At 40.7% G+C, this 25,511-nt stretch carries 19 protein-coding genes; 12 read left to right on the forward strand and 7 right to left on the reverse strand.

Annotated features, from left to right (window positions below; translation table 11 throughout):
• Window positions 1-142: 142 nt before the first annotated feature.
• The 10 genes from KF872_05560 (at window position 143) to KF872_05605 (ending at window position 13,019) form a co-directional block, all read left to right on the forward strand.
• Window positions 143-1,285 carry a pyridoxal phosphate-dependent aminotransferase gene (locus tag KF872_05560; protein ID MBX2903006.1) on the forward strand — a complete coding sequence of 381 codons (1,143 nt, stop codon included), beginning with the start codon at window positions 143-145 and terminating at the stop codon, window positions 1,283-1,285.
• Between the two features lie 39 nt (window positions 1,286-1,324).
• Entirely contained in the window at window positions 1,325-3,115 is a 1,791-nt protein-coding gene (gene lepA, locus KF872_05565) for a translation elongation factor 4 (GenBank protein MBX2903007.1), read from the forward strand.
• A gap of 2 nt (window positions 3,116-3,117) precedes the next feature.
• Window positions 3,118-3,894: a 5'/3'-nucleotidase SurE gene (surE, locus tag KF872_05570; GenBank protein ID MBX2903008.1), complete on the forward strand. Its 777-nt coding sequence runs from the start codon at window positions 3,118-3,120 to the stop codon at window positions 3,892-3,894.
• Window positions 3,895-3,918: 24 nt separating this feature from the next.
• Complete coding sequence (locus KF872_05575; GenBank protein MBX2903009.1) at window positions 3,919-5,412, forward strand: GH3 auxin-responsive promoter family protein; 1,494 nt, start codon at window positions 3,919-3,921, stop codon at window positions 5,410-5,412.
• Between the two features lie 62 nt (window positions 5,413-5,474).
• The gene (locus KF872_05580; GenBank protein ID MBX2903010.1) at window positions 5,475-5,798 is read left to right on the forward strand and encodes a hypothetical protein; all 324 of its coding nucleotides are present in this window, start codon (window positions 5,475-5,477) and stop codon (window positions 5,796-5,798) included.
• Window positions 5,799-5,892: 94 nt separating this feature from the next.
• Complete coding sequence (locus tag KF872_05585; protein ID MBX2903011.1) at window positions 5,893-8,220, forward strand: TonB-dependent receptor; 2,328 nt, start codon at window positions 5,893-5,895, stop codon at window positions 8,218-8,220.
• A gap of 1 nt (window position 8,221) precedes the next feature.
• Entirely contained in the window at window positions 8,222-8,746 is a 525-nt protein-coding gene (locus KF872_05590) for a hypothetical protein (protein ID MBX2903012.1), read from the forward strand.
• 68 nt (window positions 8,747-8,814) lie between these two features.
• A complete protein-coding gene (locus KF872_05595) occupies window positions 8,815-10,596 on the forward strand; it encodes a gliding motility-associated C-terminal domain-containing protein (protein MBX2903013.1) in 1,782 nt (593 codons plus the stop codon).
• Window positions 10,597-10,650: 54 nt separating this feature from the next.
• Window positions 10,651-12,591 (forward strand): PAS domain S-box protein, encoded by a 1,941-nt coding sequence (locus KF872_05600; GenBank protein ID MBX2903014.1) that lies wholly within the window; start codon window positions 10,651-10,653, stop codon window positions 12,589-12,591.
• Window positions 12,592-12,602: 11 nt separating this feature from the next.
• Entirely contained in the window at window positions 12,603-13,019 is a 417-nt protein-coding gene (locus KF872_05605) for a response regulator (protein ID MBX2903015.1), read from the forward strand.
• A gap of 10 nt (window positions 13,020-13,029) precedes the next feature.
• Here the strand turns inward: KF872_05605 and KF872_05610 are convergent, their stop codons facing one another.
• From KF872_05610 to KF872_05640, 7 genes are all read right to left on the reverse strand, one after another.
• Window positions 13,030-14,853, reverse strand: coding sequence for a DUF885 domain-containing protein (locus KF872_05610; GenBank protein ID MBX2903016.1), 1,824 nt, complete (start codon window positions 14,851-14,853; stop codon window positions 13,030-13,032).
• A gap of 1 nt (window position 14,854) precedes the next feature.
• Window positions 14,855-15,349: a DinB family protein gene (locus KF872_05615; GenBank protein ID MBX2903017.1), complete on the reverse strand. Its 495-nt coding sequence runs from the start codon at window positions 15,347-15,349 to the stop codon at window positions 14,855-14,857.
• Window positions 15,350-15,475: 126 nt separating this feature from the next.
• Window positions 15,476-16,450, reverse strand: coding sequence for a biotin synthase BioB (gene bioB / locus KF872_05620; protein MBX2903018.1), 975 nt, complete (start codon window positions 16,448-16,450; stop codon window positions 15,476-15,478).
• A 13-nt stretch (window positions 16,451-16,463) separates the two neighbouring features.
• Complete coding sequence (locus KF872_05625; protein MBX2903019.1) at window positions 16,464-17,804, reverse strand: hypothetical protein; 1,341 nt, start codon at window positions 17,802-17,804, stop codon at window positions 16,464-16,466.
• Window positions 17,805-17,810: 6 nt separating this feature from the next.
• A complete protein-coding gene (locus KF872_05630) occupies window positions 17,811-19,931 on the reverse strand; it encodes a hypothetical protein (GenBank protein ID MBX2903020.1) in 2,121 nt (706 codons plus the stop codon).
• Window positions 19,932-20,201: 270 nt separating this feature from the next.
• Entirely contained in the window at window positions 20,202-21,698 is a 1,497-nt protein-coding gene (locus KF872_05635; GenBank protein MBX2903021.1) for a DUF3836 domain-containing protein, read from the reverse strand.
• Between the two features lie 283 nt (window positions 21,699-21,981).
• Window positions 21,982-23,187, reverse strand: a complete 1,206-nt coding sequence (locus tag KF872_05640) for an alanine dehydrogenase (GenBank protein ID MBX2903022.1) — start codon at window positions 23,185-23,187, stop codon at window positions 21,982-21,984.
• 164 nt (window positions 23,188-23,351) lie between these two features.
• Between KF872_05640 and KF872_05645 the strand changes: the two genes are divergently transcribed.
• A complete protein-coding gene (locus tag KF872_05645) occupies window positions 23,352-24,479 on the forward strand; it encodes a hypothetical protein (GenBank protein MBX2903023.1) in 1,128 nt (375 codons plus the stop codon).
• A 111-nt stretch (window positions 24,480-24,590) separates the two neighbouring features.
• Entirely contained in the window at window positions 24,591-25,505 is a 915-nt protein-coding gene (locus KF872_05650) for a hypothetical protein (GenBank protein ID MBX2903024.1), read from the forward strand.
• Window positions 25,506-25,511: the final 6 nt, after the last annotated feature.

Raw genomic sequence — 25,511 nt, forward strand, 5'->3', positions numbered from 1 at the left:
AAAAAAGTTGCAGAATCGGCTATTTTCGCAACCCGAAATACAGCACATTCAAACTTTTTCAACTATTACAAGAATGGAAACAACCATCACGCAGCAACTTTCGGAACGCATTGAAAACCTTCAAGAATCTGCCACCATCCGCATGGCAAAACTAAGCCGAGAGCTTAAGGCACAAGGGAAAGACATTATAGATCTTAGCTTGGGCGAACCCGATTTTGATACACCCGAACACATAAAAGAAGCCGCCAAAAAAGCAATTGACGATAATTTTTCACACTACACACCCGTAGCCGGTTATGCAGAACTGCGCAAAGCAATTGCAGGAAAATTACAGCGCGACAATAACTTACAGTACACAGCCGAGCAAATTGTAGTTTCTACCGGAGCAAAACAATCTATTGCCAATGTGGTAATGTGCTTGGTAAATCCGGGCGATGAAGTGCTGCTTCCTGCACCTTACTGGGTAAGCTATGCCGCTATTACTCAATTAGCCGAAGGCGTTGCCGTAGAAATGCCCACTTCTATCGATACCAATTTTAAAATTACACCCCAGCAATTAGAAGCGGCAATTACTCCCCGCACCAAAATGATTATATACTCTTCGCCTTGCAACCCCACCGGCACCGTATATACACAAGAAGAATTGGCAGCACTGGCAGCCGTTTTGGAGCGTCATCCGCAAGTGTATATTCTTTCCGATGAAATTTATGAATTCATAAACTACTCCGGAAAACCTCATGCCAGCATTGCAACTTTTGAAAGCATAAAAGACCGCGTAATAGTAGTAAACGGATTCAGTAAAGGCTACGCCATGACCGGTTGGCGCCTCGGCTACATTGCTGCACCACTTTGGATAGCCAAAGCCTGCGATAAAATGCAAGGACAGTTTACATCTGCCACCTGCTCCATAGCCCAAAAAGCAGCAGAGGCAGCAGCTTCCGGCACATTGCAGCCAACTTACGATATGCTCAAAGCCTTTGCTTCTAGAAGAGAACTAGTCTTCAATCTTTTAAAAGATGTAGAAGGTTTAAAGCTCAATTTACCCGATGGAGCCTTTTATTTCTTTCCAGACATAAGTGCTTACTTCGGAAAATCGTACCAAGGCGAAACCATCCAATCGCCCGAAGACTTATCTATGTTCTTATTGAAAGAAGCCAATGTAGCATTGGTAAGTGGAGAAGCCTTTGGCGATAAAAACTGTATTCGCCTCTCCTATGCCACCAGCGAAGAAAAGCTAACCGAATGCTGCAACCGAATGAAAGCAGCATTGGCAAAACTAACCTAAACACACAACTTGTAACACACTCCAAGCAACAACCAATACATGAACAACATTAGAAATTTTTGCATAATAGCACATATAGACCACGGTAAGAGCACACTTGCCGATCGCTTAATCGAAACCACCAAAACGGTGAGCGAGCGCGAAATGATGGATACCGTACTCGACAATATGGACTTGGAGCGAGAACGCGGCATTACCATTAAAAGCCACGCCATCCAAATGGATTTTCACCGCAATGGCGAACACTATGTGCTAAATCTAATAGACACGCCAGGGCACGTAGATTTTAGCTACGAAGTATCGCGCTCGCTTGCCGCCTGCGAAGGCGCACTGCTGCTGGTAGATGCTTCGCAAGGTATTCAAGCCCAAACTATTTCTAACCTTTATTTGGCAGTAGATCAAGGCTTAACCATTATCCCCGTTATCAATAAAATTGATATGCCCGGAGCCATGCCCGAAGAGGTAGAAGATCAAGTTATAGACCTCATTGGCTGCAAACGCGAAGATATAATACGTGCCAGCGGCAGAACCGGAGAGGGCGTAGATAAAATTTTCGATGCCATTTTAGATAAAATACCCGCTCCTAATGGAAACCAAGAAGGGACACTACGCGCACTTATTTTCGATAGCGTATTCAATTCATTTAGAGGTGTAATTGCTTATTACAGAATTATAGACGGCAGTTTAAAAAAGAACGATAAAATTAAATTCGTAAACACCGGTGCCATGTACAATGCCGATGAAGTTGGCATACTGCGCATGGATTTAGAAGCGCGTAGCGAAGTGAAAACCGGAGATGTTGGCTACGTAATTACAGGCATAAAAAATGCCAAAGAAATTAAAGTAGGCGATACCATTACGCTTACCAATAACCCAACCCAAAAAGCCATTCAAGGCTTTGAAGACGTAAAACCAATGGTATTTGCAGGCATTTACCCAATGGATAACGATGATTACGAAGACCTGCGCGACTCCTTAGAAAAACTGCAACTAAACGATGCCTCTTTAGTATTTGAACCCGAAACATCCATTGCTCTCGGCTTTGGTTTCCGTTGCGGCTTTTTGGGACTATTGCACTTAGAAATTGTGCAAGAACGCTTAGAGCGCGAATTCGACATGACCATTATTACCACCGTGCCTCAAGTAAGCTACAATGCTTATATGACTAATGGCGATGAGTTTGTAATTAACAACCCTGCCGATATGCCCGATGTATCGCGCATAGCACGTATAGAAGAGCCTTACATAAAAGCACAAGTAATTACAAAACCGGAATACATTGGTTCTATTATGAACCTATGTATGGATAAAAGAGGCATACTCATCAACCAACACTACCTAACTCCCGAAAGAGTTGAACTTAGTTTTGAAATGCCACTTGCCGAAATCGTATTCGATTTTTACGACCGTTTAAAATCCATATCGCGCGGTTATGCTTCTTTCGATTATCACCAAATTGGCTACCGCGAAGGCGATTTAGTAAAAATGGATATTCTCCTCAATGCCGAACAAGTAGATGCTTTCAGCTCCATGATTCACCGCACCAAAGCAGAAGACTTTGGCAGAAAAATGTGCGAAAAATTAAAAGATATTATCCCGCGCCAACAATTCATGATACCAATTCAAGCAGCAATTGGCTCAAAAATTATTGCCCGCGAAAGCATTTCGGCACTTAGAAAAGACGTAACCGCCAAATGCTACGGTGGTGATATATCGCGTAAACGCAAACTCTTAGAAAAGCAGAAAAAAGGTAAAAAGAAAATGCGCCAATTCGGCAAGGTAGAGGTTCCGCAAGAAGCATTTATTGCCGTATTAAAACTAAATGATTAGCCATGAGCAATAAACCGCTAATACTCGTAACCAACGATGACGGCATTACCGCACCGGGCATAAGAGCGCTGGTAGAAGCCATGTTGCCTTTAGGCGATGTAGTAGTGGTAGCACCAGATTCGCCACAATCGGGAATGGGGCACGCCATTACTATAAATAAGCCATTGCGATTGGTAGAAACCCAAGATTTTGGTTCAATAAAATCTTTTGCCTGCTCCGGCACGCCCGTAGATTGCGTAAAACTGGCACACAATGTTGTGCTCCACCGCAAACCCGATTTGTGTGTAAGCGGTATTAACCACGGTTCAAATTCCTCCATCAATATTATCTACAGCGGCACCATGAGCGCAGCTGTAGAAGCCAGTTTAGAAAGTATTCCTTCCATAGGCTTTTCGCTATCAGACTTTGCCATAGAAGCAGATTTTACCGCAGCCAAACATTTTGCTTACATCATTGCCAAGCAAGTATTAGAAAACGGCATTCCAAAATCTACACTCCTAAACGTAAACATTCCCAAACTACCACTCGAACTCATAAAAGGAATGCGCATTTGCAGGCAAGCTGTGGCAAAATGGGAAGAAGAATACCTCGAACGCAAAGACCCATTTGGCAGAAACTACTACTGGCTTACCGGAAAATTCGTAAACCACGATAAAGGGCACGATACCGATGAATGGGCATTGGCAAACGATTTTGTAAGCATTGTTCCTGTACAGCACGATCTTACAGCACACCACGCCATTCCATTTATTTATGAGCACTGGAAGTTAGATACCTAACTAAAGAATCTCCATATTTACCACATGGGTTTAAAAGCTTTAGCAGTAAAATTGGCAGCTTCGCTCACTGTACCTACATTGTATAAAGAACAAAAAAATGCAGTGCAGTTGCAAAGAGAAATTATGCATAATCTATTGCAGCAAGCGGCCAACACCAACTTTGGGAAAGCCCACCATTTTAGCTCCATTAGAACTTATGGCGATTTCACACGTGCCATTCCCGTTCGCGACTATGAAGGCATAAAACACTACATTGAACAAATTGCCGAAGGACAAGACAACGTACTCTGGCAAGGTAAACCACTTTATTTCTGCAAAAGCAGCGGCACCACTTCTGGCACTAAATACATCCCACTCACCCAAGCGAGCATAAACGAGCAAATTCGAGCCGCACGCAACGCTTTATTTTGCTATGTGTACGAAACCGGAAAGGCAACTTTCTTCGATAAAAAAATGATATTCCTGCAAGGCAGTCCTGAGTTAGATACCCACGGAAAAATAAATTCCGGCAGGCTCAGTGGTATTGTATATCACCATGTGCCGCAATGGCTCAATAAAAATAGAATGCCTTCGTACCGCACCAATTGTATAGAAGATTGGGAAACAAAAGTAGAAGCCATTGCCAAAGAAACCATGCAGGAAAACATGAGCCTTATTAGCGGTATTCCACCTTGGGTAGTTATGTATTTTGAAACCCTGCTGCAACACAGCGGCAAAGCATTTGTAAAAGACATTTTTCCAAACTTTGAACTCTTCGTTTACGGAGGCGTAAACTACGAACCTTACCGCGCACGTATAGAGCAACTTATAGGCAAAAAAATACCGTCTATAGAAACTTACCCGGCAAGCGAAGGCTTTATTGCATTCCAAGACTCGCAGCTACACGAAGGTTTACTACTCAATGTAAATGCAGGCATATTTTTTGAGTTTATTAAAACTGAAGATTATGGCAAACCAAATGCACCGCGCATTATGCTGCAAGATGTGCAAGTTGGTGTAAACTATGCCCTTATTCTATCTTCCAATGCAGGACTTTGGGCTTACGATATTGGCGACACCGTAAAATTTGTTTCTACCAATCCATATAGAATTATTGTAACCGGAAGAGTAAAACATTTCACCTCTGCCTTTGGTGAACATGTAATTGCCGAGGAAGTAGAATTTGCACTCAACGAAGCCATAAAAAAACACGGTGGTTCTGTTACCGAGTTTACCGTAGCACCTATGGTAAATCCACCGGGCGAATTAAGCTACCACGAATGGCTTATAGAATTCCAAACACCGCCAACCGATGTAGAAGCCTTTGCCCGCACGGCAGATGAAATACTGCAGCAAAAAAATGTGTATTACTACGACCTGCGCATAGGCAATATGCTACAACAGTTAAAACTTTCCATTCTTAAAACCGGTGCCTTCAACGATTATATGAAAAGCATAGGCAAATTAGGCGGGCAAAACAAAGTACCTCGTCTTAGCAACGATAGAGTTATTGCCGATAAACTATTGCACTTCCAATAGTTTTGTAAACTAAAAGTTAAAGTCGTTACCAACATCAAACGAAGTTTTACATTAGCGCTCCCATGCGCAATGTGCTGTTAAAATTTCTTTCTATGTTGATGCTGGCAGTTGTTTGCTACGCTACCACCATAAAAGATATTCATCACTTATTTTTACATCACGCACCGGAACAGCATCACCATTGCAACAACCACTTACACGAAACACATGCACACAACATTTGTTTTCTTTGTAAAATCACACTCCCCTTTGCCACCAAAGCCATTGCAGCACAAGTTGAAACCCTACTTCCAATAACTTTTTGCGATAGCTCCGCAACATTATTGCTACCACCATCTGCAAAAGAGATTCTATACTTTTTGCTACGTGGTCCACCCGCCATATAACTGCACTCTCAGGCACTTGCCACCTCTTTTTAATTGAAGTAACTAACGTTTATTGCGCCTAGTTGCTTCGCAGTTTTTTATGTAATTATTTTTAATGCACAAGATTTACTCAGCACTCATTGGGTGCTTGTTTGCAAGCTTATTTACCGCAGCACAAAAACCGGCCTGCCGCTTGCAGCTAAAAGGAAAAATACACGATGCCCACAGCAGCAAAGCATTAGACTTTGCAGCTCTTCATATTGTAGAAACTAAACAAGAAACCTTAGCAGATGAATACGGAAAATTCACATTCAGAAACTTATGTGTAGGCAAATACACTTTACACATATCGCATGTAGGCTGCGAACCGGAGTTGTATGAAGTTTATATTACAAAAGATACCGTGCTTGCTTTAACCATGCACCATACCGAAGCTGCACTAGACGAAGTGGTAATTGAACAACATCGAAACGACCAGCAAGTAACCGTAAGCACCACAAAACTACAATCTAAAAACTTAGAAAAATTGCGGGGCTTATCGCTGGGCGAAACACTCAAGAATATTCCTGGCGTAGCATCGCTCAACACAGGCTCCAATATTTCAAAACCAATTGTACATGGCTTGCAGGGAGTGCGCGTGCTGCTTTTAAACAACGGAATACGGCAAGAAGCCCAACAATGGGGCAACGAACACGCACCGGAAATAGACCCCTTTATGGCTCAAAAAATAACCATCATTAAAGGAGCCAATACCGTGCGCTATGGCAGCGATGCCATTGGCGGAGTTATACTCCTAGAGCCCAACTCCTTGCCCAATCAAGCAGCCATAAATGGCGAACTGCATTATGTATTGCAAAGCAATAATGCAGAGCAAAGCATAAGCGGCACCATAGAAGGAAATCACCAAAAAATTTCTGCATTGGCATGGCGCGTACAAGGCACCTACCGCAGAGGCGGAAATGCAAAAACAGCACGCTATTGGCTCAGCAATACAGGTGTAGAAGAAGGCAATTTCTCTACAACCGTGGGCTGGAATAAAAAACAATATGGCATTGAAATTTTTTACTCTCGCTTTCAAACAGATATCGGTATTTTATCGTCTTCGCACTTTGGGAATCTCACAGATTTACAACGAGCCATTGCCAACGGAAATCCAACCGATAGTGCTACTTTCTCTTTTAGAATTGGTGTGCCGCGCCAGCATGTTGTACATAACTTACTGAAAGCTACTGCACGTATAAACACTTCGGAACTTGGAGAGCTTAAAATACTCTTTGCTTACCAGCACAACCTACGCAGAGAATTTGACAAACACCGCGCTTACAACTCCAATGCAACCTTAGAAACCAAACCCGGAGCAGAGCTTGGCATACAAACCATTACAACCGATGTAGTATGGGAACACAAGCGGATAAAGCAATTTGCAGGCATGCTGGGTATTAATTTTTCCACGCAAACCAACAACCAAAAATACAGCAATATCATACCGCCATTTTGGAATTTTAATGGTGGAATTTTTTGGATAGAGCGCTGGCAATACCGCCAATTAGAAATAGAAGCCGGCCTGCGGTTCGACTACCGTTGGCAGCAAGCCTATTTACCCAAAGAGCAGCCAAGTTTCAACTATGCAGTACCCTCCGGAAGCATTGGTGCAGAATACCACTTTACCGAAAAAATAAAATGGAATGTACAAGTAGCATCTGCATGGCGTGCACCTAATATGGTAGAACTTTTTGCAGCAGGCGTGCACCACGGAGCAGCATCATACGATAAAGGCAACCGAAAACTAACGCCCGAAATTTCAATCAATATGGCATCGGCATTTGAACTTTCATCGGCATGGATAAATCTTCATGCCGCATTTTACCAAAACTTCATTCAGCAGTTTATTTACATAAAGCCTTCGCTGCAAACCATTGAAACTATTCGGGGCACTTTTCCTGTATTTGAATACACACAAGCCAATGTTTCGCTCACCGGAGGCGATATTGATCTAGAGATAAAGCCCTTTAAAGGTTTTCAAATCAATAGTAAAATATCGCTCCTGCGCGCCTGGAACCGCAGTGCACACGAAGGACTTATTTGGATGCCGCCACAGCGCTTCGAAAATGGATTGCGCTATTCTTTTTCACCTTCAAAAAAAATAGCAAATCTCTACATAGGTACATCAGTACTATATGTAATGAAACAATTACTGGCGCCTCCCAACCAAGACTTTGCTCCGCCACCACCCGCTTACTGGCTATTGAATGCCGAGGCAGGGTTTGAAATAAATACCCGTATGCCACAGCCAATTGCTATTCACCTTGCTGCAACCAACTTACTTAACACTTCTTATCGCGATTACCTCAATCGTTTTCGATACTTTAGTGATGCGCAAGGACTAAACATAGCATTGCGCGTTCACATTCCATTTACTTTTCAAACCATAAAAAAACAATAACATGAATATCCGCACACTAAGCATTACAATCTTCACAGCAGTGTTACTGCTGTTTATTCAATCCTGCAAACCTAAAAACTCACAAGGGCAAGAAGGCATCACAACCGTATATATAAAACTTACATCGCTGCAATTTGGCACACAAGTTTTCACCTATAAAAATGTGAACGAAACCGTTACCAAAGACTCGCTGAAGCTAAAAGCCGGTGAAGTATATACCTGCGAATTAGAACTGCTGGACGAAACTCAAAACCCGGCAGAAGACCTTACCGAAGAAGTAAAAGCCGAAGCCACTGCACACCAATTTTTCTTTACGCCCTCTCCTACTTCCATGCTTTCTATTACCGATTTAGACAAAGATAAAGACGGAAAAGCTGTGGGCATTACCTCTAAATGGACAGCCGGGTCAACACAAAGCGGCACACTCGGTATTACATTAAAACACTTAGGCGATACACCCAAAACAGGCAATATATCTGATGGAGAAACCGATGTGGAAATTCTGCTGGATGTAATTGTGCAATAACTGAAAAAATTCACGTTACCATTGCAACCTCCTTCCATTTAATATAATCATTTATTTTGCGCGCCTTTATGAAAAATATATGGATAGCATGGTGTGTTGTATTTTGCGCTCAATTAGCATGGGCGCAAGCTATTCCTGCGCCTAAGTTGCAATGTGTAAACAACGATGCCCTCAACTCAAATGTAATGTTGCATTGGAGCAATTCCGGCAACCCATGCGGAGGCACTTTCAACGGCTATAAAATTTATGCTGCAAGTACTTTCAACGGCACTTACACGCTGGTAACTACCATTACCAACGAAAACCAAACTAACTATATAGATGCCGGAAGACTCAGCCAAGGCAATAAATGGTTTTATTATATGGAGGCCGACTACGATTGCCCCGGATTTCAAACACTACAATCCGATACCATAGAAAACGCCCCACCTGCCACACCCGAAATTGTAAGCGTAGATGTTACCCCCTCCAACCAAGTTGTAATTAACTGGCAGCAAAGTATTTCGCCACAAACCAACCAATACATACTGTATTATGCATTACCCAACGGCAATGCACAACCTTTCGATACTATTTTAGGAAGGGCTACCATTAGTGCTACAGATGCTTCGGTAGATCCCACCATTTCTTCTATTGCTTATACCATAGCCGCTGCCGACAGTTGTAATAAAATAAGCTCATTCAATATTAAACCGCAACGCACCATGTTGCTTACTTATGCAACATCGCAATGCGAACGCAGCATAAACTTAAAATGGACACGCTACGAAAATTGGAATGCCGGAATTAAAGAATACCGAATTTTAGTAAGCAAAAATCTTCAACCGTTTGAAGTGGTGGGCACTACAGATACCGCAGCACAAGTTTTTTCTTTCAGCAACTTCAACGATGGCGATTCGCTCTGCATAAGCATTGTGGCCGTAAACGCTGGCGATACCAATATAGTTTCGCACTCAAACTATGCCTGCTTTGTGCCATCCATTGTACAAAGCCCCAATTACCTTTATCCGGTAAATGCCAGCGTAAATATTGACAATACCGTATCGGTTACTTGGCTGGTAGATAGTACTTCCGAACTGCTTTTTTACCAAGTAGATGGCAGCAATAACGGAGCGCAGTTTAACTTGCTGGAACAATACAACGTTCCTTCTCCACTCACGCAATTTGAAACTTACATAGACTCAGCCTCTTTGCCGCAAACCAATTCTATTTTTTATAGAGTAATTGCTATAGATAGCTGTAACAATAAATATCCATCTACCGATTCGGTACAAACCGTAAACTTAAATGGCGAACTATTAGATTACTATGTGAGCGGACTCAACTGGAATGATTTTGCCGCAAAATTTACCAATATTCTTTACTGGCGACTATACCGAAACTTTGGCTCCGGTAACTTTCAACTTATTAAAACCCTACCTGCCGGAATAAACGAAACAGCAGATTCGCTACAAGCATTTTTAAGTGAAAAAGGTCAATTCTGCTATCGTATAGAAGCCGTTTACCAAATAGATATTCCTGGGCTTTACCAAGATACGCTCAGCAGTTTCTCTAATGTATTTTGTATAGACCACCGCCCTATAATTTATATACCAAATGCCTTTGCTCCCAATGGCGTAAATAATATCTTTAAACCAACCATTATTTTTGGCTCGCCATCGAATTACAGCATGACTATTTGGAATCGCTGGGGCGCGCAAATTTTTGAAAGCAACTCCCCCGATATCGGTTGGGACGGCACACAAAATGGTAAAGACGTGCAAATGGGCGCTTATGCATACCTCATAAAATTCATTGCTTCCGATGGTGTAAACATCGAAAGAAAAGGTATGGTAATGCTTGTGAAATAAGTTTTTTCTTCGTGCACACTTTTTTCCTTTCGGTGCAAAACTTATCTTTAGGCTATGTTTCTTTTTGAAGAAAATAACACCACCTTTTCGCCCAACCATTTAGTTACGCTAAAAAATGAACTGAATGCCATTTTAAATACTGCCGGCCAATCGGCAATTTTACTGAACTGCCAATTAGAAATTCGTTTTTTTTCAAATGGTATTTTAGAACTCTACAATATCTCGCAAAAAGATATTGGTAAGAAAATAAGCGAAGTTCAAGGTTATTTTACAGAGTGCGATGTAACCGAGTATGCCAATAAGATTTTAGAAAAGAATATTGGTTACAAAGGTAAAATTACCACCTCCAAGGGTAAACATTACATGAAGCGAATGGCACCCTACAGAAATGAGAACAACGAAATTATAGGTATTATAGTAGCCTTTACCGATGTTACCGATTTAGAAAATGCTCAAATGGCATTGGAGCTAAGCGAAAATCGCTTTCGCGATATGACCGATGTGGCTGTAGATTACTTTTTTGAGTTATCAAAAGACGGCACCATTGTATATGTAAGCCCCAGTATAAAAGACAGTTTAGGCTATAACAAAGAAGATGTATTGGGTAGAAAAATTTCGGAATTTATGCCGCCCAACGAAGCCAGCTATGTAATTAGGCATGCTATAAAACACACGCACAACAGCGATACTTACCCACCCGTAACCCACCACGTTTTACGAAAAGACGGAACTCTTATTGTAGTAGAAGCCAGAGGAAAAGTAATTCGCAATAAAGATGGGAATATTGTTGGCTTCAGAGCCATTAACCGAAATATTACCGACCGTATTTCTACCGAAAAAGAACAAGAACACCTTAACCGTTTACTAGAACAAAAAGTAGCCGAGCGCACCAAAGAATTAGAAGAAAAACAACGCCAATTAGAAGAAGCTCAAAGAATTGGGAGAATAGGAAGTTGGGTATGGAATTTAAATACCGAGTATGCCGTTTGCAGCGATATGATGATTGAAATACTCGGTATAGAAAAAAAGGATAAAGTGTATTTTGAAGACTTTAAACAAAGCATACATCCAAAAGATTTCAATAACATTTTGCAAACAGCAGAAATTGCCATGAAAGATGGCGATATAAGCTACCAAAGCGAATACCGTATCCTTTCTAAAACCGGAGAAATTTTACATATAGAAGCCACAGTTTATATTGTTAGAAACACCGAAGGGAAACCCATAAAACTTGTAGGAACAGCACACGACATCTCGCAATTGAGGCAACAAGAATCGGAGCGTAAAAAACTCATAAAAGACTTGCTGCAGCAAAACAAAGAACTACAACAGTTCAACTATATTGTATCGCACAACTTGCGCTCTCCGGTGGCAAACTTAATTGGTCTATCGAAATTGTACCGCAATGGAATTGCCAGCCAGCGCAACGACCAAATCTTAGAAAACATATTGGAAAGTGCCGAAGGCTTAGATACTGTAATTAAAGATTTAAGCCAGATTCTGCAACTCCGCTCCGGCATTAACGAAGAGCGCCAATTAGTAAACCTGCAAGATGTTTTTTCAACCGTAATAAAAACCATCAATACCCAAATACAGCAAGTTGGAGCCGATATTTCTACCAACTTCAACAGTATAAAAGAATTCAACACCGTAAAAAGCTACCTCAACAGTATTTTATATAACCTTGTTTCTAATGCACTAAAATACAGGCATCCCGATAGAAAATGCAGTATTGAAATTGAATGTAAACAAGTTGATAAATACGTTTGCCTTTCGGTGCGCGACAACGGTATTGGCTTTGATGCCGATAAGTATAAAGACAATATCTTTGGCTTATACAAACGATTCCACACACATGTAGAAGGAAAAGGCATTGGCTTGTATTTGGTGAAAGTGCAGGCAGAAGCATTAGGCGGTTGGGTGGAAGTAGAAAGTAAAATAAACCACGGCACAAAGTTTACGGTGTTTATTGCAAACAATTCTTCTATAAACTAAATAGAATGGCTATGGAGCAAGTTTTTATTATTGATGACGATAAAGCTAACAACTACCTTTGCAAGTTGGTTTTAGAAGACTGCGGCATTAAACCGCAAACAGTATATTCCTTTTATTTGGTGAACGAAGCACTAAACACGCTTCACCATGCAGTAGAAGTAAATGCCAACTTTCCCGATTTAATTTTGCTTGATATAAATTTACCCGGTGCCGATGGTTGGGATTTCCTTACGCATTTCAGGAACTTTCCTATTCCACTACGGGAACACACCAAAATTTTCATGCTGAGTTCTTCTATTTATCCCGATGATATTGAGCGTTCAAAAACATATCCCGAGATAATTGAATTTTTACCCAAACCCCTTACTACCGAACTCGTGGAGCGAATTGTAAGCGAGCACTTTTCTAATTCTCGCTATCAAGCATAATAAGCAGTGTTTACTTTTTATGGTTGCTTTCGGCTGCAATCATAGCATCTACCAAGTTTTCCAATACATTCATTGGCACAGCACCGTTCATCAATACCACATCATGAAATTTTTTGATACTGAACTTATTGCCCAATGCTGTTTTTGCTTTCTCGCGCAGTTCTAGGATTTTTAGCATTCCAATTTTATAGCCGGTAGCTTGCCCCGGCCATAAAAAATAACGCTCTATTTCTTTTTCAATATCTCCCTGCGCATTAGCTGTGTTGGCTACAAAATAGGCAATAGCTTGCTCGCGCGTCCATTGCTTGGTGTGTATGCCCACATCTACCACTAAGCGCGCTGCGCGGAACAACTCCATGCTTAAACGTCCGAAATCGCTATACGGGTCTTGGTATAAACCCATTTCTTTTGGCACTAATTCTGCATAGAGCGCCCAACCTTCTATATAAGCGGTGTTGCCGCCCATTTTCCTAAACTTTGGAATATTCTGCAACTCTTGCGCCAATGCAATTTGCATGTGATGTCCCGGTACGCCTTCGTGGTAGCACAGTGCTTCCATTTGGTAGCGTGGTTCATCGTTCATGTTGTAAGTATTCACATAAAAGCGACCCGGGCGCGAACCATCTAAAGATGGGTTTTCGTAAAATGCACCACCTGCACTTTTTTGCCTAAATGCCTCTACTTCCTGCACCACCAATGGTGCTTTAGGAATATGCTCAAACATCTGTTTAAGATATACTTCCTTTATAGTGTTTAAGTAACTGTTGCTTTCGTCTAAAAGTTCCTTTCGCCCTTGTGCAGTGTTGGCATATTTAAACTGCGGTGCAGTGCGCACGAATGTAAAGAATGCCTGCAACGAATCGTTGCCGAAATTTACGTTCTTCATAATGGCTCGCATTTCGTTTTGAATACGTGCCACTTCTTTTAATCCAATTTGGTAAACCTCTTCGGCAGTGTAATTGGTAGTGGTAGTATTTTTTAGGCAGAAGTTATAGTATGCCAAGCCATCGGGCAAATTCCAAACGCCTTTATTGCCATTGGTTTTAGCCTTTGGCTCTATCGAAAGCCAGTATGCAAGCATATTTTCGTATCCTTTCTTTACTGAAGTGGTAAGTACGTTTGCTGCTTGCTGTAGTAGTGCCTTTTGCTGCTCGGCATCTATGTTTGTTTTGGCAAGTTTTTCTTTAAAATCTGCATAAAGAATATTGTGTGGCAGGTCTTTGTTGATGGTTTCTACAAATGCCTGAATATCGGCCGTTACGTAACTGAAAGTAAAATGTGGGGGAATAACACCATTGGCCTCACGAACTTTTAATTGGCTTACTACTTGGTTTAACACAGCTTCTATTTTGGAGAGGCGGCTGATATAGGCTTGTGCATCTTCGCTGCTTTCTATGGAATGTTGGTTTATTAAAAATGCAGGCAAATCATTGTGCTCACCACTCATTTGGCTTATCCAGTAACCATGCAAACGCCACTTTAAACCTTCTTCTGCCAATTTGTAATCTTCTTTATAGAGTTGCACACTTAGCTTTGTAGAAGCATCTAATGCAGCCGTATCGAACTTACTAAGCGAATCAATATTGGAGCGCATAATGGCTACTTCATTATCCCAAAATGCATCGCTGCGATCGCTCCATTCGCCATAGCCTGTTTTTAAGCCTAGGTTGGTTGCAAATTCAGGGTTTCGAGCAACTGCTTCATCAAATTTCTTATCTAAAAAAGCATTCACGGCTGCCGATGTTTCCTTAATTTGCTCGGGTGTGTATTCTTTCTTCATGTTACAAGCATTCAATAAAGCTGCAGCTAAAAGCAGGCATATTGTTGGGTTCATACTATATCAATTTTTTACCTAAAATTCTGGCTATTAAACTTAACTGCCCGAGGTGTGTTCCTTCGTGGCGAATACAATGTTGAATCATTAAGCGCTTAGAAGTATTGCCATCGCCAAAATGGAATTGTGCTGTATTTTCTTCATTTAGTTGCTCGGTGGTAAGTGTGCGTATATATTGTAGTGCGGCTTCGTGCACTCTTTTCATTTCTTGCAATAGGGTTTTAAAATCGGGCTTATCGGCAGGCAGTATTCCAGAGCTTTTAATGGCAAAGTTTTCTGCCCACTCGGGTGCTACACTTTCTCCTCCGCACATTCTAATTGCCAAATTGTTTTCTGCCCACAATAAATGGGCGCATATCCAATAAAGGCTATTTATGTTTTCGCCATTTACCACAATGGGTTCTTCGGGATTTACTTCCTTTAAATTGGATAGATAGAAGCGGGTAAGATCCCTTGTTTTATCGAGTGTATCAGCTAATACTTGAGCTTCGGTCATATAAAATATTTAGATTGAAAAATAACTAAGTACTTCGATAATGGCAACCGCTGCCACCTATCGAAAAAAACAAGGTATTACATTAAACCCAGTATATGCAAGCGATACGCTACGCGCCCATTTTTATTATACCAACTCTTCTTTTTCTACTTTAAACGACTCGCGTTGGGTTAGTCCTAAAATTTCAAACATGCGCTTATCGCTATCCACACCCGGATTGGCGGTGGTTAGTAATTTATCGCCAGCAAAAATAGAGTTAGCGCCAGCCATAAAGCAAAGTGCCTGCTGTTCGGTGGTCATATCGTTGCGCCCGGCACTTAACCGCACCATTGCTTTAGGCATAAGAATGCGTGCCGTAGCAACCATGCGCACCATTTCCCATACACTTACTTTTGAACTGCCTTGCAGCGGTGTGCCTTCTACCGCTACCAATGCATTTACGGGAACACTTTCGGGATGCTGCTCGCGGGTGGCAAGTGTGTGTAATAGTTTTATGCGGTCTTCGTTGGTTTCGCCCAAGCCAATAATGCCGCCACAGCATACGCTCAATCCTGCTTTCTCTACGTTGTTTAATGTAGCGAGGCGATCGCTGTATGTGCGGGTAGAAATAACTTCGCCATAGTATTCTTCGCTGGTATCTAAATTGTGGTTGTAAGCATAAAGGCCGGCATCTTTCAATTTCTGTGCTTGCTCTTCGGTGAGCATGCCAAGCGTGCAACATACTTCCATGCCGAGTGTGTTTACACCCCTCACCATATCTAATACTTTATCGAAATCGGAATTATCGCGTACATTGCGCCATGCGGCTCCCATACAAAAGCGGGTACTGCCTGCATTTTTAGCTTCTAATGCCTTTTCAACCACCTCTTCAAACTTCATGAGTCGGTGAGATTCTACTCCTGTATCGTAGCGGGCAGCTTGCGGGCAGTAAGCACAATCTTCGGAGCAGCCGCCTGTTTTTACCGAAAGCAAAGTGCACACTTGTACTTCGCCCGTAGCTTGATATTCGCGATGTACTTGCGATGCGCGATACATCAATTCCATTAAAGGTGTATGGTAAATGGCTGAAACTTCTTCTATAGTATAATCATTTCTTATCATGGTAGTATTTATTTTAAAAATTAACGCCTAAGCGAATGTAAGCGCTGGTGCCTGTGTAAGCAAGTGGTGCCACTGTGCCTATTAAGTTATTGGTACCCACGGCAATATCAAAATGTTTCCAATGCTTTACTGCTTCTATACCTATATTAAATTTGGAATAACCTCCATAACCCAAAGTAAGGCTTGTAACTAAATCGGGTTTTATGAAATAGTTGGTTTTAAGAAATCCATATACATAATATTTATTCAATGGTTTGTATTGTATGCCTGCGTTTACTACAATTTTATTTTTCCAAAATGGTTTAGAAACTGTAAAGTTGAGTGTAAAGGGCAAGAAACTTTGATATTTATCGCTGTGCTTATCGGGTAAAAAACTCTTTAAAATACTATCTACTTTTACATTGCCGAGATTGGTACTCGTAAGGTTGGTAATATCTGCAAACTCTATTCCTTTAAAGCGAATAGAATCGCGCCCGCCATAGTAATTGAGCGGTTGTGTTCTCCAATTTATTGTTCCAATATCTACTATACTGAATGTGAATGCAACTTTATCGCGCACGTTCATGCGTAAGAAGAAATCGCCTGTAATGCCAACATCGGCTTTTTCGCGTTCTCTTTTATTGCCACCTCGGTTTTGGTCGAAACGTAAATTATACACCAAATCTATATACTCACCATCTTCGGCAGTAAATACTTTACCGCTATTTACATACAGCGATTGGTTATTCATTCCATGTAAAAACGAAGCATTTAAACCGAAAGTAATTGTATAAGACGGGCGCTTAATATTCTTCAAAAAACCTAAGGAAAACTGATTAAAAAGTGTGTTTTGAAAGCGAGTTTCGGATATATCAACGGTTTTGTTTTCAAACATGGCATTGCCATACATCAGCAATTCAAACACTTCTTTTTTAAAATAGCCTACACGCATGGTTCTAAAGTGGTAACCTGCGGTAAAAAAGCCATCAAACTTTTTAGAATAGTATTTATAGCGGATACCGGCAGTGGTATTATCGTCATAGCCGTTTTCTGATTTTAATCCGCTGCGAATTTTATCTTTTTGGTTATTGCTAAATCCACTGTTGGTTAATAGATTCCAAGCAAATAGTTGGTTCAAGCCATTGGAATTTCCTTCCATTCCTCCTGTAATTTCAAATCTGTTGGGTGTTTTTTCGTAATCCCAATTCGATGAAAATGGATTTAAAAAATCGGCAGGCTGTGTATAGTTTAATAAGTATGGATTGGTTTTTGGTAATTCTGCAACCGAATCGGGCTTTAAATCTACCATAACACCATCTTGGCTTTTTGCCGACAAAACAAATAGGGCAAAGGCTACAAAACAAAATTTATTCACGAGAGTCTATTCTATTTTAGTGCTTACTGAGTAATTAAAACGGGCGGTGAAAGTAACATCTAACTTGTAATCGCTGTAAATTTGAAGTGGTTGCCCATTACAAGCTGCATTGTTTTGCGGGGTATTAAATGCCGCAAGTATAATGGCTTTCTTTCCTCTTTTTATATTATCTAACCTTGCCTGATTTACCTCCACCGATGTTTTATTGCGCTGGGCTTGTGTTGCCTTGCAGTTGCCATCGGTAGGTGCTGCACTCACGTGCATATTGGTGATGAGCGTATCTACGACTACATAATTTTCATCGGTTACCACAATCTTCACGCTAGCTTCTATCGGGTATTTGTTTTGGGTAATGATATTGATAACGCCATCGGTAATGCCATTTACTTTTAAGTTGGTATTACTTAAATCGAAATCAATTGTATCTAACAAAGTAAGGTTATTGGCAATAAACGAAAGTGGAATAGATGCATTCAAATTTACTTTCAATGCACTTTCTAAGTATGCAAAATCGCGATAAAATCCGGTGTTGCCCTGCGGATTTGTTTTCACTTCCATATTGTAATGAAGGCGCTTAGGCAATATGCCAATTACATCGGTGATATTGGAATTGCCGCTATTGATGCTAAAAGTAGAAACAGTAGATTTAAAAGGAAAATCGGTTGCCCTGCCCACATTAAACGGAGCAGCTAAGGCAGAGCCGGTTAAGGTTTTTGAACCATTGATAGGGCTGTATGCCGAAAGGTTGTTTATTTTTACTTCTCCATCTATTCCCATTCCGTTATCCAGCGTTAGTTTTAAATCTACGTCTTTCAACTGTATGGTTCCGCTTTTAAACAATGAACTAAAGAAATCGAACTCGGTGCTATCGTTGGCAATAATTGTATCGCGCCCTGCGTAACCTTTTATGTAGTTAGGTGCAATATTTTTTAAATCGTAGCGAATAATAAGGCTGTCTTTTAAGGAAAGTGTTCTAAGCTCGCCCGATGAGTCTATTCTGGCTTTAATGGTTTGTGTATAAGTATTGAACTTATCGCCATTTTTACCACTCAAATCAATTGAATATCCTGAAATATCAAACTCTTTATCTATGGTAGAAGAGCCCCCAGGAGGAGCTGGTGGCACGGTTGTAAACTCTTTCAGTGGTTTTCCATATTTATCAAAAGCGCCTTCTAGTGTGTATTCCAAATACAATTGCTCTTGTACAGTGCTGGTTACATAAATTTTAAGTTTTCCTGTGCGGCAATCAATGTAAGTAAGCCTGCGATCGCCCATTTTCTGGGTAATTTCTTCGGTAAGCGCAACCACATCTTGCGTTGGAAACACGGCAGTGGCTTCTTCTATACGCAAATCGTACATTCTTAAATAGGCTTCTAAATAATCGGTAGTATCAATATACACTTGCTGTCCGTTACTGCCGGGAGAATTCAAATCTTTCAATTCAAACGAAAGGCTGTTGCTCATAGATTTTCCCGAAATATCAATGGTTTTAAAGATACTGTCTTTAGCACCCACGTATGGAATATATTCGGTAAGCACTACTGTATTGGTTTTTAAATCCTTTACTTCTATAGTGGCACTCGAAATGGGTATTGGGTAAAAGTTTCTTACAATCATGTCTATGGAACCGGTTTTTAGTTTGGCATTATCAAACATAAGCGAAGCATCAAAAACGGTAGGCGGGGCCGATAAGCCATTGATGGGCGGAATTATTCTATACTGCTGATGCGAGTTAATAATAAAATTGCCAAATGCCTGCGAAGTGGCATCGGGGCTTGCTTTCAACTGATTAGCCATTTGCCCCAATGTGGTTTTGTAAAAAATCAATTGGTTGGGCAGGCGCAGCGAATCTAAACGGAAGGTGGTGCCGATAAACGTATCGGGAATGTTTATTATTTGCTTTGCCAAACTAAATTCGTAAATCTGTTTATTGTAAGTTAGCAACAGCGAGTTATCGCTTTGCTTTTTTACCAGTGTGGTATCCTTTACAATATTTTCAATAGAAAGGCTCGAAGAAGCAATGGGCACCAGCAGTTCTGTATCCCAATTAGAACTTCTATCTTTCTTACAGTTGCTTAAAAGAACCGTAAATAATAAACCCAAAATAGCGTAACTGATTTTTTTCATCGCAATAACTTAATGCAAATAAAACTTTTGTTAGAAAAACCTCCACATTCAATTGTTAATTTATATCTATCCGAGTATAAGAATCTGTCTGCTGCACTTACACTATGTGAGCAATAAACTTATTGAGAGGCTGCGTAAAAAGCACTAAACCTATTTTCTATGTAGATTTTGAATATGTGGCAGATATTACCCAATAAAAACAACCGCTGTTAGAAAACCTTTTCTCTTACAGCGGTTGTTGGTGTTTTATGTAATTGCTTTGTATTTTTTTTATTCTACTACCAGCTTAAAACTTTTGCTGTTGATGTTTACAAAATAGATACCTGCTTGCAGGCTTGGTGTGGCAATGCTGTTTTCTCCAATTACTAAAGTGCCTTGCTGTATGGTTCTGCCTTGCATATCGTGTAAAAAATATGTACCGTTTTGCGTTGCATGTATAGTAAACCGGTTATCTACTACCGGATTTGGATAAAGCTTAAATGCCAATGCTTCCATATCGTTTATGCCTGAAGTTATTTGTGTGCAGCTATACTCTTTACGAGTGTGAGTAGCATAGTATGAACTTACATCATTCCAATCGGAATAACTATCGCTAGCAGTTAAATCACTCTGTGTATTATACTCATAGGTATTTTTTGAATTATTCACCCAACTGCTGTTGCCACTATTCCATGTTTGAGAAATCTCTTGTGTTAGCTTGTTGTTTCCATTGTAGCTGTAATCATATTTACTACTATTCACCCAAGTGCTGCTGCCGCTATTCCATGTTTGAGAAATCTCTTGAGTTCGGTTGTTGTTCGCATCATAACTGAAATCTGTTTTACTATTATTTACCCAACTGCTGCTGCCACTATTCCATGTTTGATAAATCGCTTGAGTTTGCTTGTTGTTCCCATCATAGCTGTAATCTCTTTTACTACTATTCACCCAGGTGCTGCTGTTCCATGCTTGATAAATCTCTTGTGTTCGGTTGTTGTTCCCATCATAGCTGTAATTTCTTTTACTACTATTCACCCAAGTGCTGCTGCCACTGTTCCACGTTTGCAAAATATATTGGATTCGGTTGTTGTTCCCATCATAACTGTAATCTTCTTTACTATTGTTCTTCCAAGTGTTGCTGCCGCTGTTCCACGCTTGAGTAATATATTGGATTTGGTTGTTGTTCCCATCATAGCTGTAACTAAGTTTAGTTTGGTTCACCCAACTGCCGCTGTTCCACGTTTGATAAATATATTGTATTAGGTTGTTGTTTCCATTGTAGCTGTAATCAGATTTAGACTCATTTACCCAACTGCTGCTGCCAGTATTCCATGATTGTTGAACCTCTTGAGTTTTGTTGTTGTTCCCATCATAACTGTAATCATATTTATTATAATTCACCCAAGTGCTGCTGCTCCACGTTTGATAAATATATTGTGTTTGGTTGCTGTTCCCATCATAGCTGTAATTTCTTTTACTACTATTCACCCAACTGCCGCTGCCAGTATTCCACGTTTGATAAAGAAGTTGAGTTTGGTTGTTGTTCCCATCATAGCTGTAATCATATTTATAATCATTCACCCAACTGCTGCTACTGCTGTTCCACTTTTGATAAAGCTCTTGAGTTCGGTTGTTGTTTGCATCATAGCTGTTTATCTGCCTGCCGGATTGTTCTTTTATATTGGTTCCGGTTATAAAGGTGTATTGGTTTACAGTATCTACTCTGCATGTTGCAAAAACTGCCTGGGTTACCAATAGGGTTAATAGTAAATTTGTTAGTTTCATCATCAATATTTTCATTTCTTGTAAAAATAGATTTTTTTTAAAAAATATTAGCCATAGGAGCATATTTTAAAAAAGTAGTAATACGCTATAAATTGAATATTGCCCTTACAAAAAAACACAGAGAGCACTTCGCTAGAATTGATGATTACGCAATTGATGTATCTTAGAAAATATACAGCGTAGTTTGAGTTTATTGAGAGGCAAAAGTTTGTAACCCTAAAGCCTCCCAACATCCTCCACTACCATTTCTTTGAACCTATTTTGAAAAAAATTGGGGGCTGTGTTGTTAATTCATGTCGGCATAATCTTTAAGATACAAAAACGGCTCATTCAGTTTTCCCTTATTCACAATAGTTGCATGGTGAATTACCGGATGGTTTCCTTGTAAAATCTTAGGTATAATTCTGCTAATGAGCATATTGCCAAAATCTTCTGAAGCATCGCGCGGCAATTCATTCGGTAAATTATCTATTGCCATAACATCTATCACTTCTTTTGTAAATGGCGGTGCAATGCTAGCGGTGCCGGGCTGGTAGCCGTAGTACGGCTCTGCAATGGTAGAAGCTCTCAATGTGCTGGGCACAGAAGCATCGGGCGCAATATCGCAAGTAATATCGGCTATTTGAGCAATACGAAAATCGGCTGCGTTCATTTGTTCTTTACTAAAAAACACAGGAATGCGTTTATCCCAATAAATGCCATTTATGAATAAGTCGGTAACTTTTGTAAAAGGATAAAAAGCGCTATGGTAAAGTTCCGGGTTTTTATGATAGTCTTCGGAGTTAAACTCATCCAAACCATCGCGGTAAAAAAGGTGTTTACTTTCTAACTGAGCATACACCGGCTCATTAAACTCCCTTCGCAGCAAATCCGAAGGTTCCACTTTTTTTATACCGCTAAGCTCCAATAAAAATGCGGCACCTTCGCTTACGCGTCCTGTGCCTGTAAGTACAATATTTATAGGCGGCAACTTCATTTTAGAAAGTTCCTTTTGAGCTTCGGCAAAATTATGGCATTCACTCATTTGCCTAATGGTAAAAGCGCCCGAGCGCAACCCTACCATGCGCAAAGCATGGTAAGCACCCACTATGCCGGCCCAGCGGCCAAAAGCTATAATACGCTTACCTTTAGTATCCTTTAAACACTCGTAATCTATAAGCGAAGATTGCTGCTTCATAAAGGCTTGTAGCAACTTCTTGTTATGCGGCTGTTTCTTAATAGTGTGCGAAAAAATAAGGTATGTTTTATCGGGCAAAATATATTCTACCGGAATCTCTTTTACACCCAATAAATAATCGCATCCACTTAAATCTTCGCGCACGGGCACACCCTGCCAGCGGTACTCATCGTTGGTATAGCAGCGATGGTCGCTGGGTTGCACGGCAATCCACAATTCGGGATGCTCTTCCATCAGCATGCGGCATTGCGATGGCGTAAGCGGCACTCGGTTATCTTTGGGGCTTTTTTCTTCGCGTATAATTCCAATTTTCATGTGCTGTTTGTATTGCGCAACAAACGTACACAAATTCCGCTTCACCGTGTTTTACTGTAATTGCCTCTTTTAAAGTATCGAGCAAGCAAATTATCTATTTTAGGAGAATGAACTCGGTAGTATTACCTTCGTTATATTCTTCCGTTTCTCTAATCAAATTACTCATGATGCGATTAAAAATTCTACTGCCCATTTTAGCACTCGCTGCCTGCAACCAACACAGCGGCAATAGCTCTTCTCAAAATAGTTTGGCAAACAATACCAGTAGTAAAGAATACAAAGAAAATAGCACTCCAAGCAATCAGCAAAACTGGCAAAAGCTAAAGATGTTTTCCTTTCGCGACCAATCCGGAAATACCGTTGCTGAAATGCCTTTTCCCGAAACATGGCAAATACACACCAAACACGCACAAGGTGAACCTTCCATTACAGGACCAAATCAAATTAGCATAATTGATTACCCGCCTCAAAACTTTACATACGTTACAGAACCCCAATTACAACAAAGCTATTACCAAGCCGGACAACCCATGCGCCCCATGCCCGGTGTGGAGCAACTTATACAACAAGATATTGTGCCTTGGTGCATGCGCAACGGCTATAGTTTTGTAAAGCACTACGAAGTACCGGAAATTACCAAAGCCGATAAATGGTACAACGACCAACTCTACAAAGCCGTGCCATGCCAAAATGAAGTTATGGCAATAGGCACCGAGTGGAAAAAAGACAATGGCACGCCATACTTCTTACTCATGCACCTAATGGTAAGCACCAGTGCACAAATGCAAAACTGGAGCTATTGGCTATCGGGTTTAACAGCCAAAACCACCCACTTCGAATCAGCCAAAAAACAACTAATCTTTAGCTTAGCAAATGTGCGTTATGCTTTAGAACCCATTGCGGCATACAACCAACGCGAAGCACAAAAAGCAGGGCAAAGTTGGGCAGCACACAATCAACGCATGGCACAGAACCAAGCAGCATTCGAAGCGCAGCAGCGTGCCTTTGTAAATAAAAGCAATGCCATAAACGATGCCATTATGAACGGTTGGCGCGAACGCAACGCCAGCAGCGACCGCCAACACGAACAATTTATTGATGCCATTACAGAAAAAACCAAAGTAACCAACACTGCCACTGGGCAAACCTATAAAGTGCAAAGCGGCTATAATCAATACTGGATGAACAACAACGGAGAATACATAAGCACCAACCAATACGACTATAATCCCAACTTAGACGATGCCATGAACAACCAACAATGGGAAGAACTAAAAGAAACAAAATACTAACACCTATATTTGACAAACAGCAAACGCTATATTACTTTGCAAACACCTTAAAAGCCCAAAATAAATTCGGCTGAAAAGACTTTATAGCGTATGCTTGCAGCTCAAATTTGTATGCCAAAGAAGAAATCCGATTCGTTTCACCGTTTCTTTCCTGCCAAACTATTGTTGTTTGGCGAGCACACCGTAAACAAAGGTTCGGCAGGCTTAGCCATTCCCACCAATTTGTTTGAAGGCTTCTTTAAAACCACAGACCAACTGGTAGGCAAAACCGCAGCATCCAACCAATCGCTGGAGCTACTCGCCAACTATATTATTTTTCATCCTAAGCTATCTAAACACATAGATACCAACCGCCTGCTAAGCGATATTGAAAATGGGCTATACTTCGATTCCACCATTCCGCAAGGCTATGGGTTGGGCAGTTCCGGTGCATTGGCTGCCGGCATTTTGCACAATTATGGTGCCGATATAAACCGAAGCAACTTTAGTGCCACCAAAGAAATTTTGGCAGATATAGAAAGCTATTTTCACGGCAAAAGTTCCGGATTAGATGCCTTGGTGAGTTTCTTAAACACACCGGTTTACATTACAAAAGATAAAACTATACAAGCAACCGTACCCAATTTTTCAAAAATTCCCCTAAAATTTTTCTTGCTGAATACAGGAAAACCACGCAATACAGCTACTTACGTAAACTTGTTTCTAAAAAAAATCGAGCATCCTGCCTTCAACAAGCAGGTTGAAACATGCTTAGTACCCAACGTAAATCTGTGTATAGATTCTTTTATGAAAAACGATTCGGCAACCTTGTTTAAATCATTTGGCATTTTATCGCAACACCAAATAAATTTACTACCCGATTTTATTCCCGAAAACTTACACACTCTTTGGCGCGAAGGTTTAAAGAACAAGCATTTTTACTTAAAAATTTGCGGTGCAGGTGGCGGAGGTTTTATGCTGGGTGTTTGCTTGCCCGATATTGCTCCCGAGCTTATTTTTAAATCGCACCAAATAATGCTATTGTAAGTTACC

Source organism: Chitinophagales bacterium (assembly GCA_019638515.1).
Lineage (GTDB): Bacteria > Bacteroidota > Bacteroidia > Chitinophagales > LD1 > UBA7692.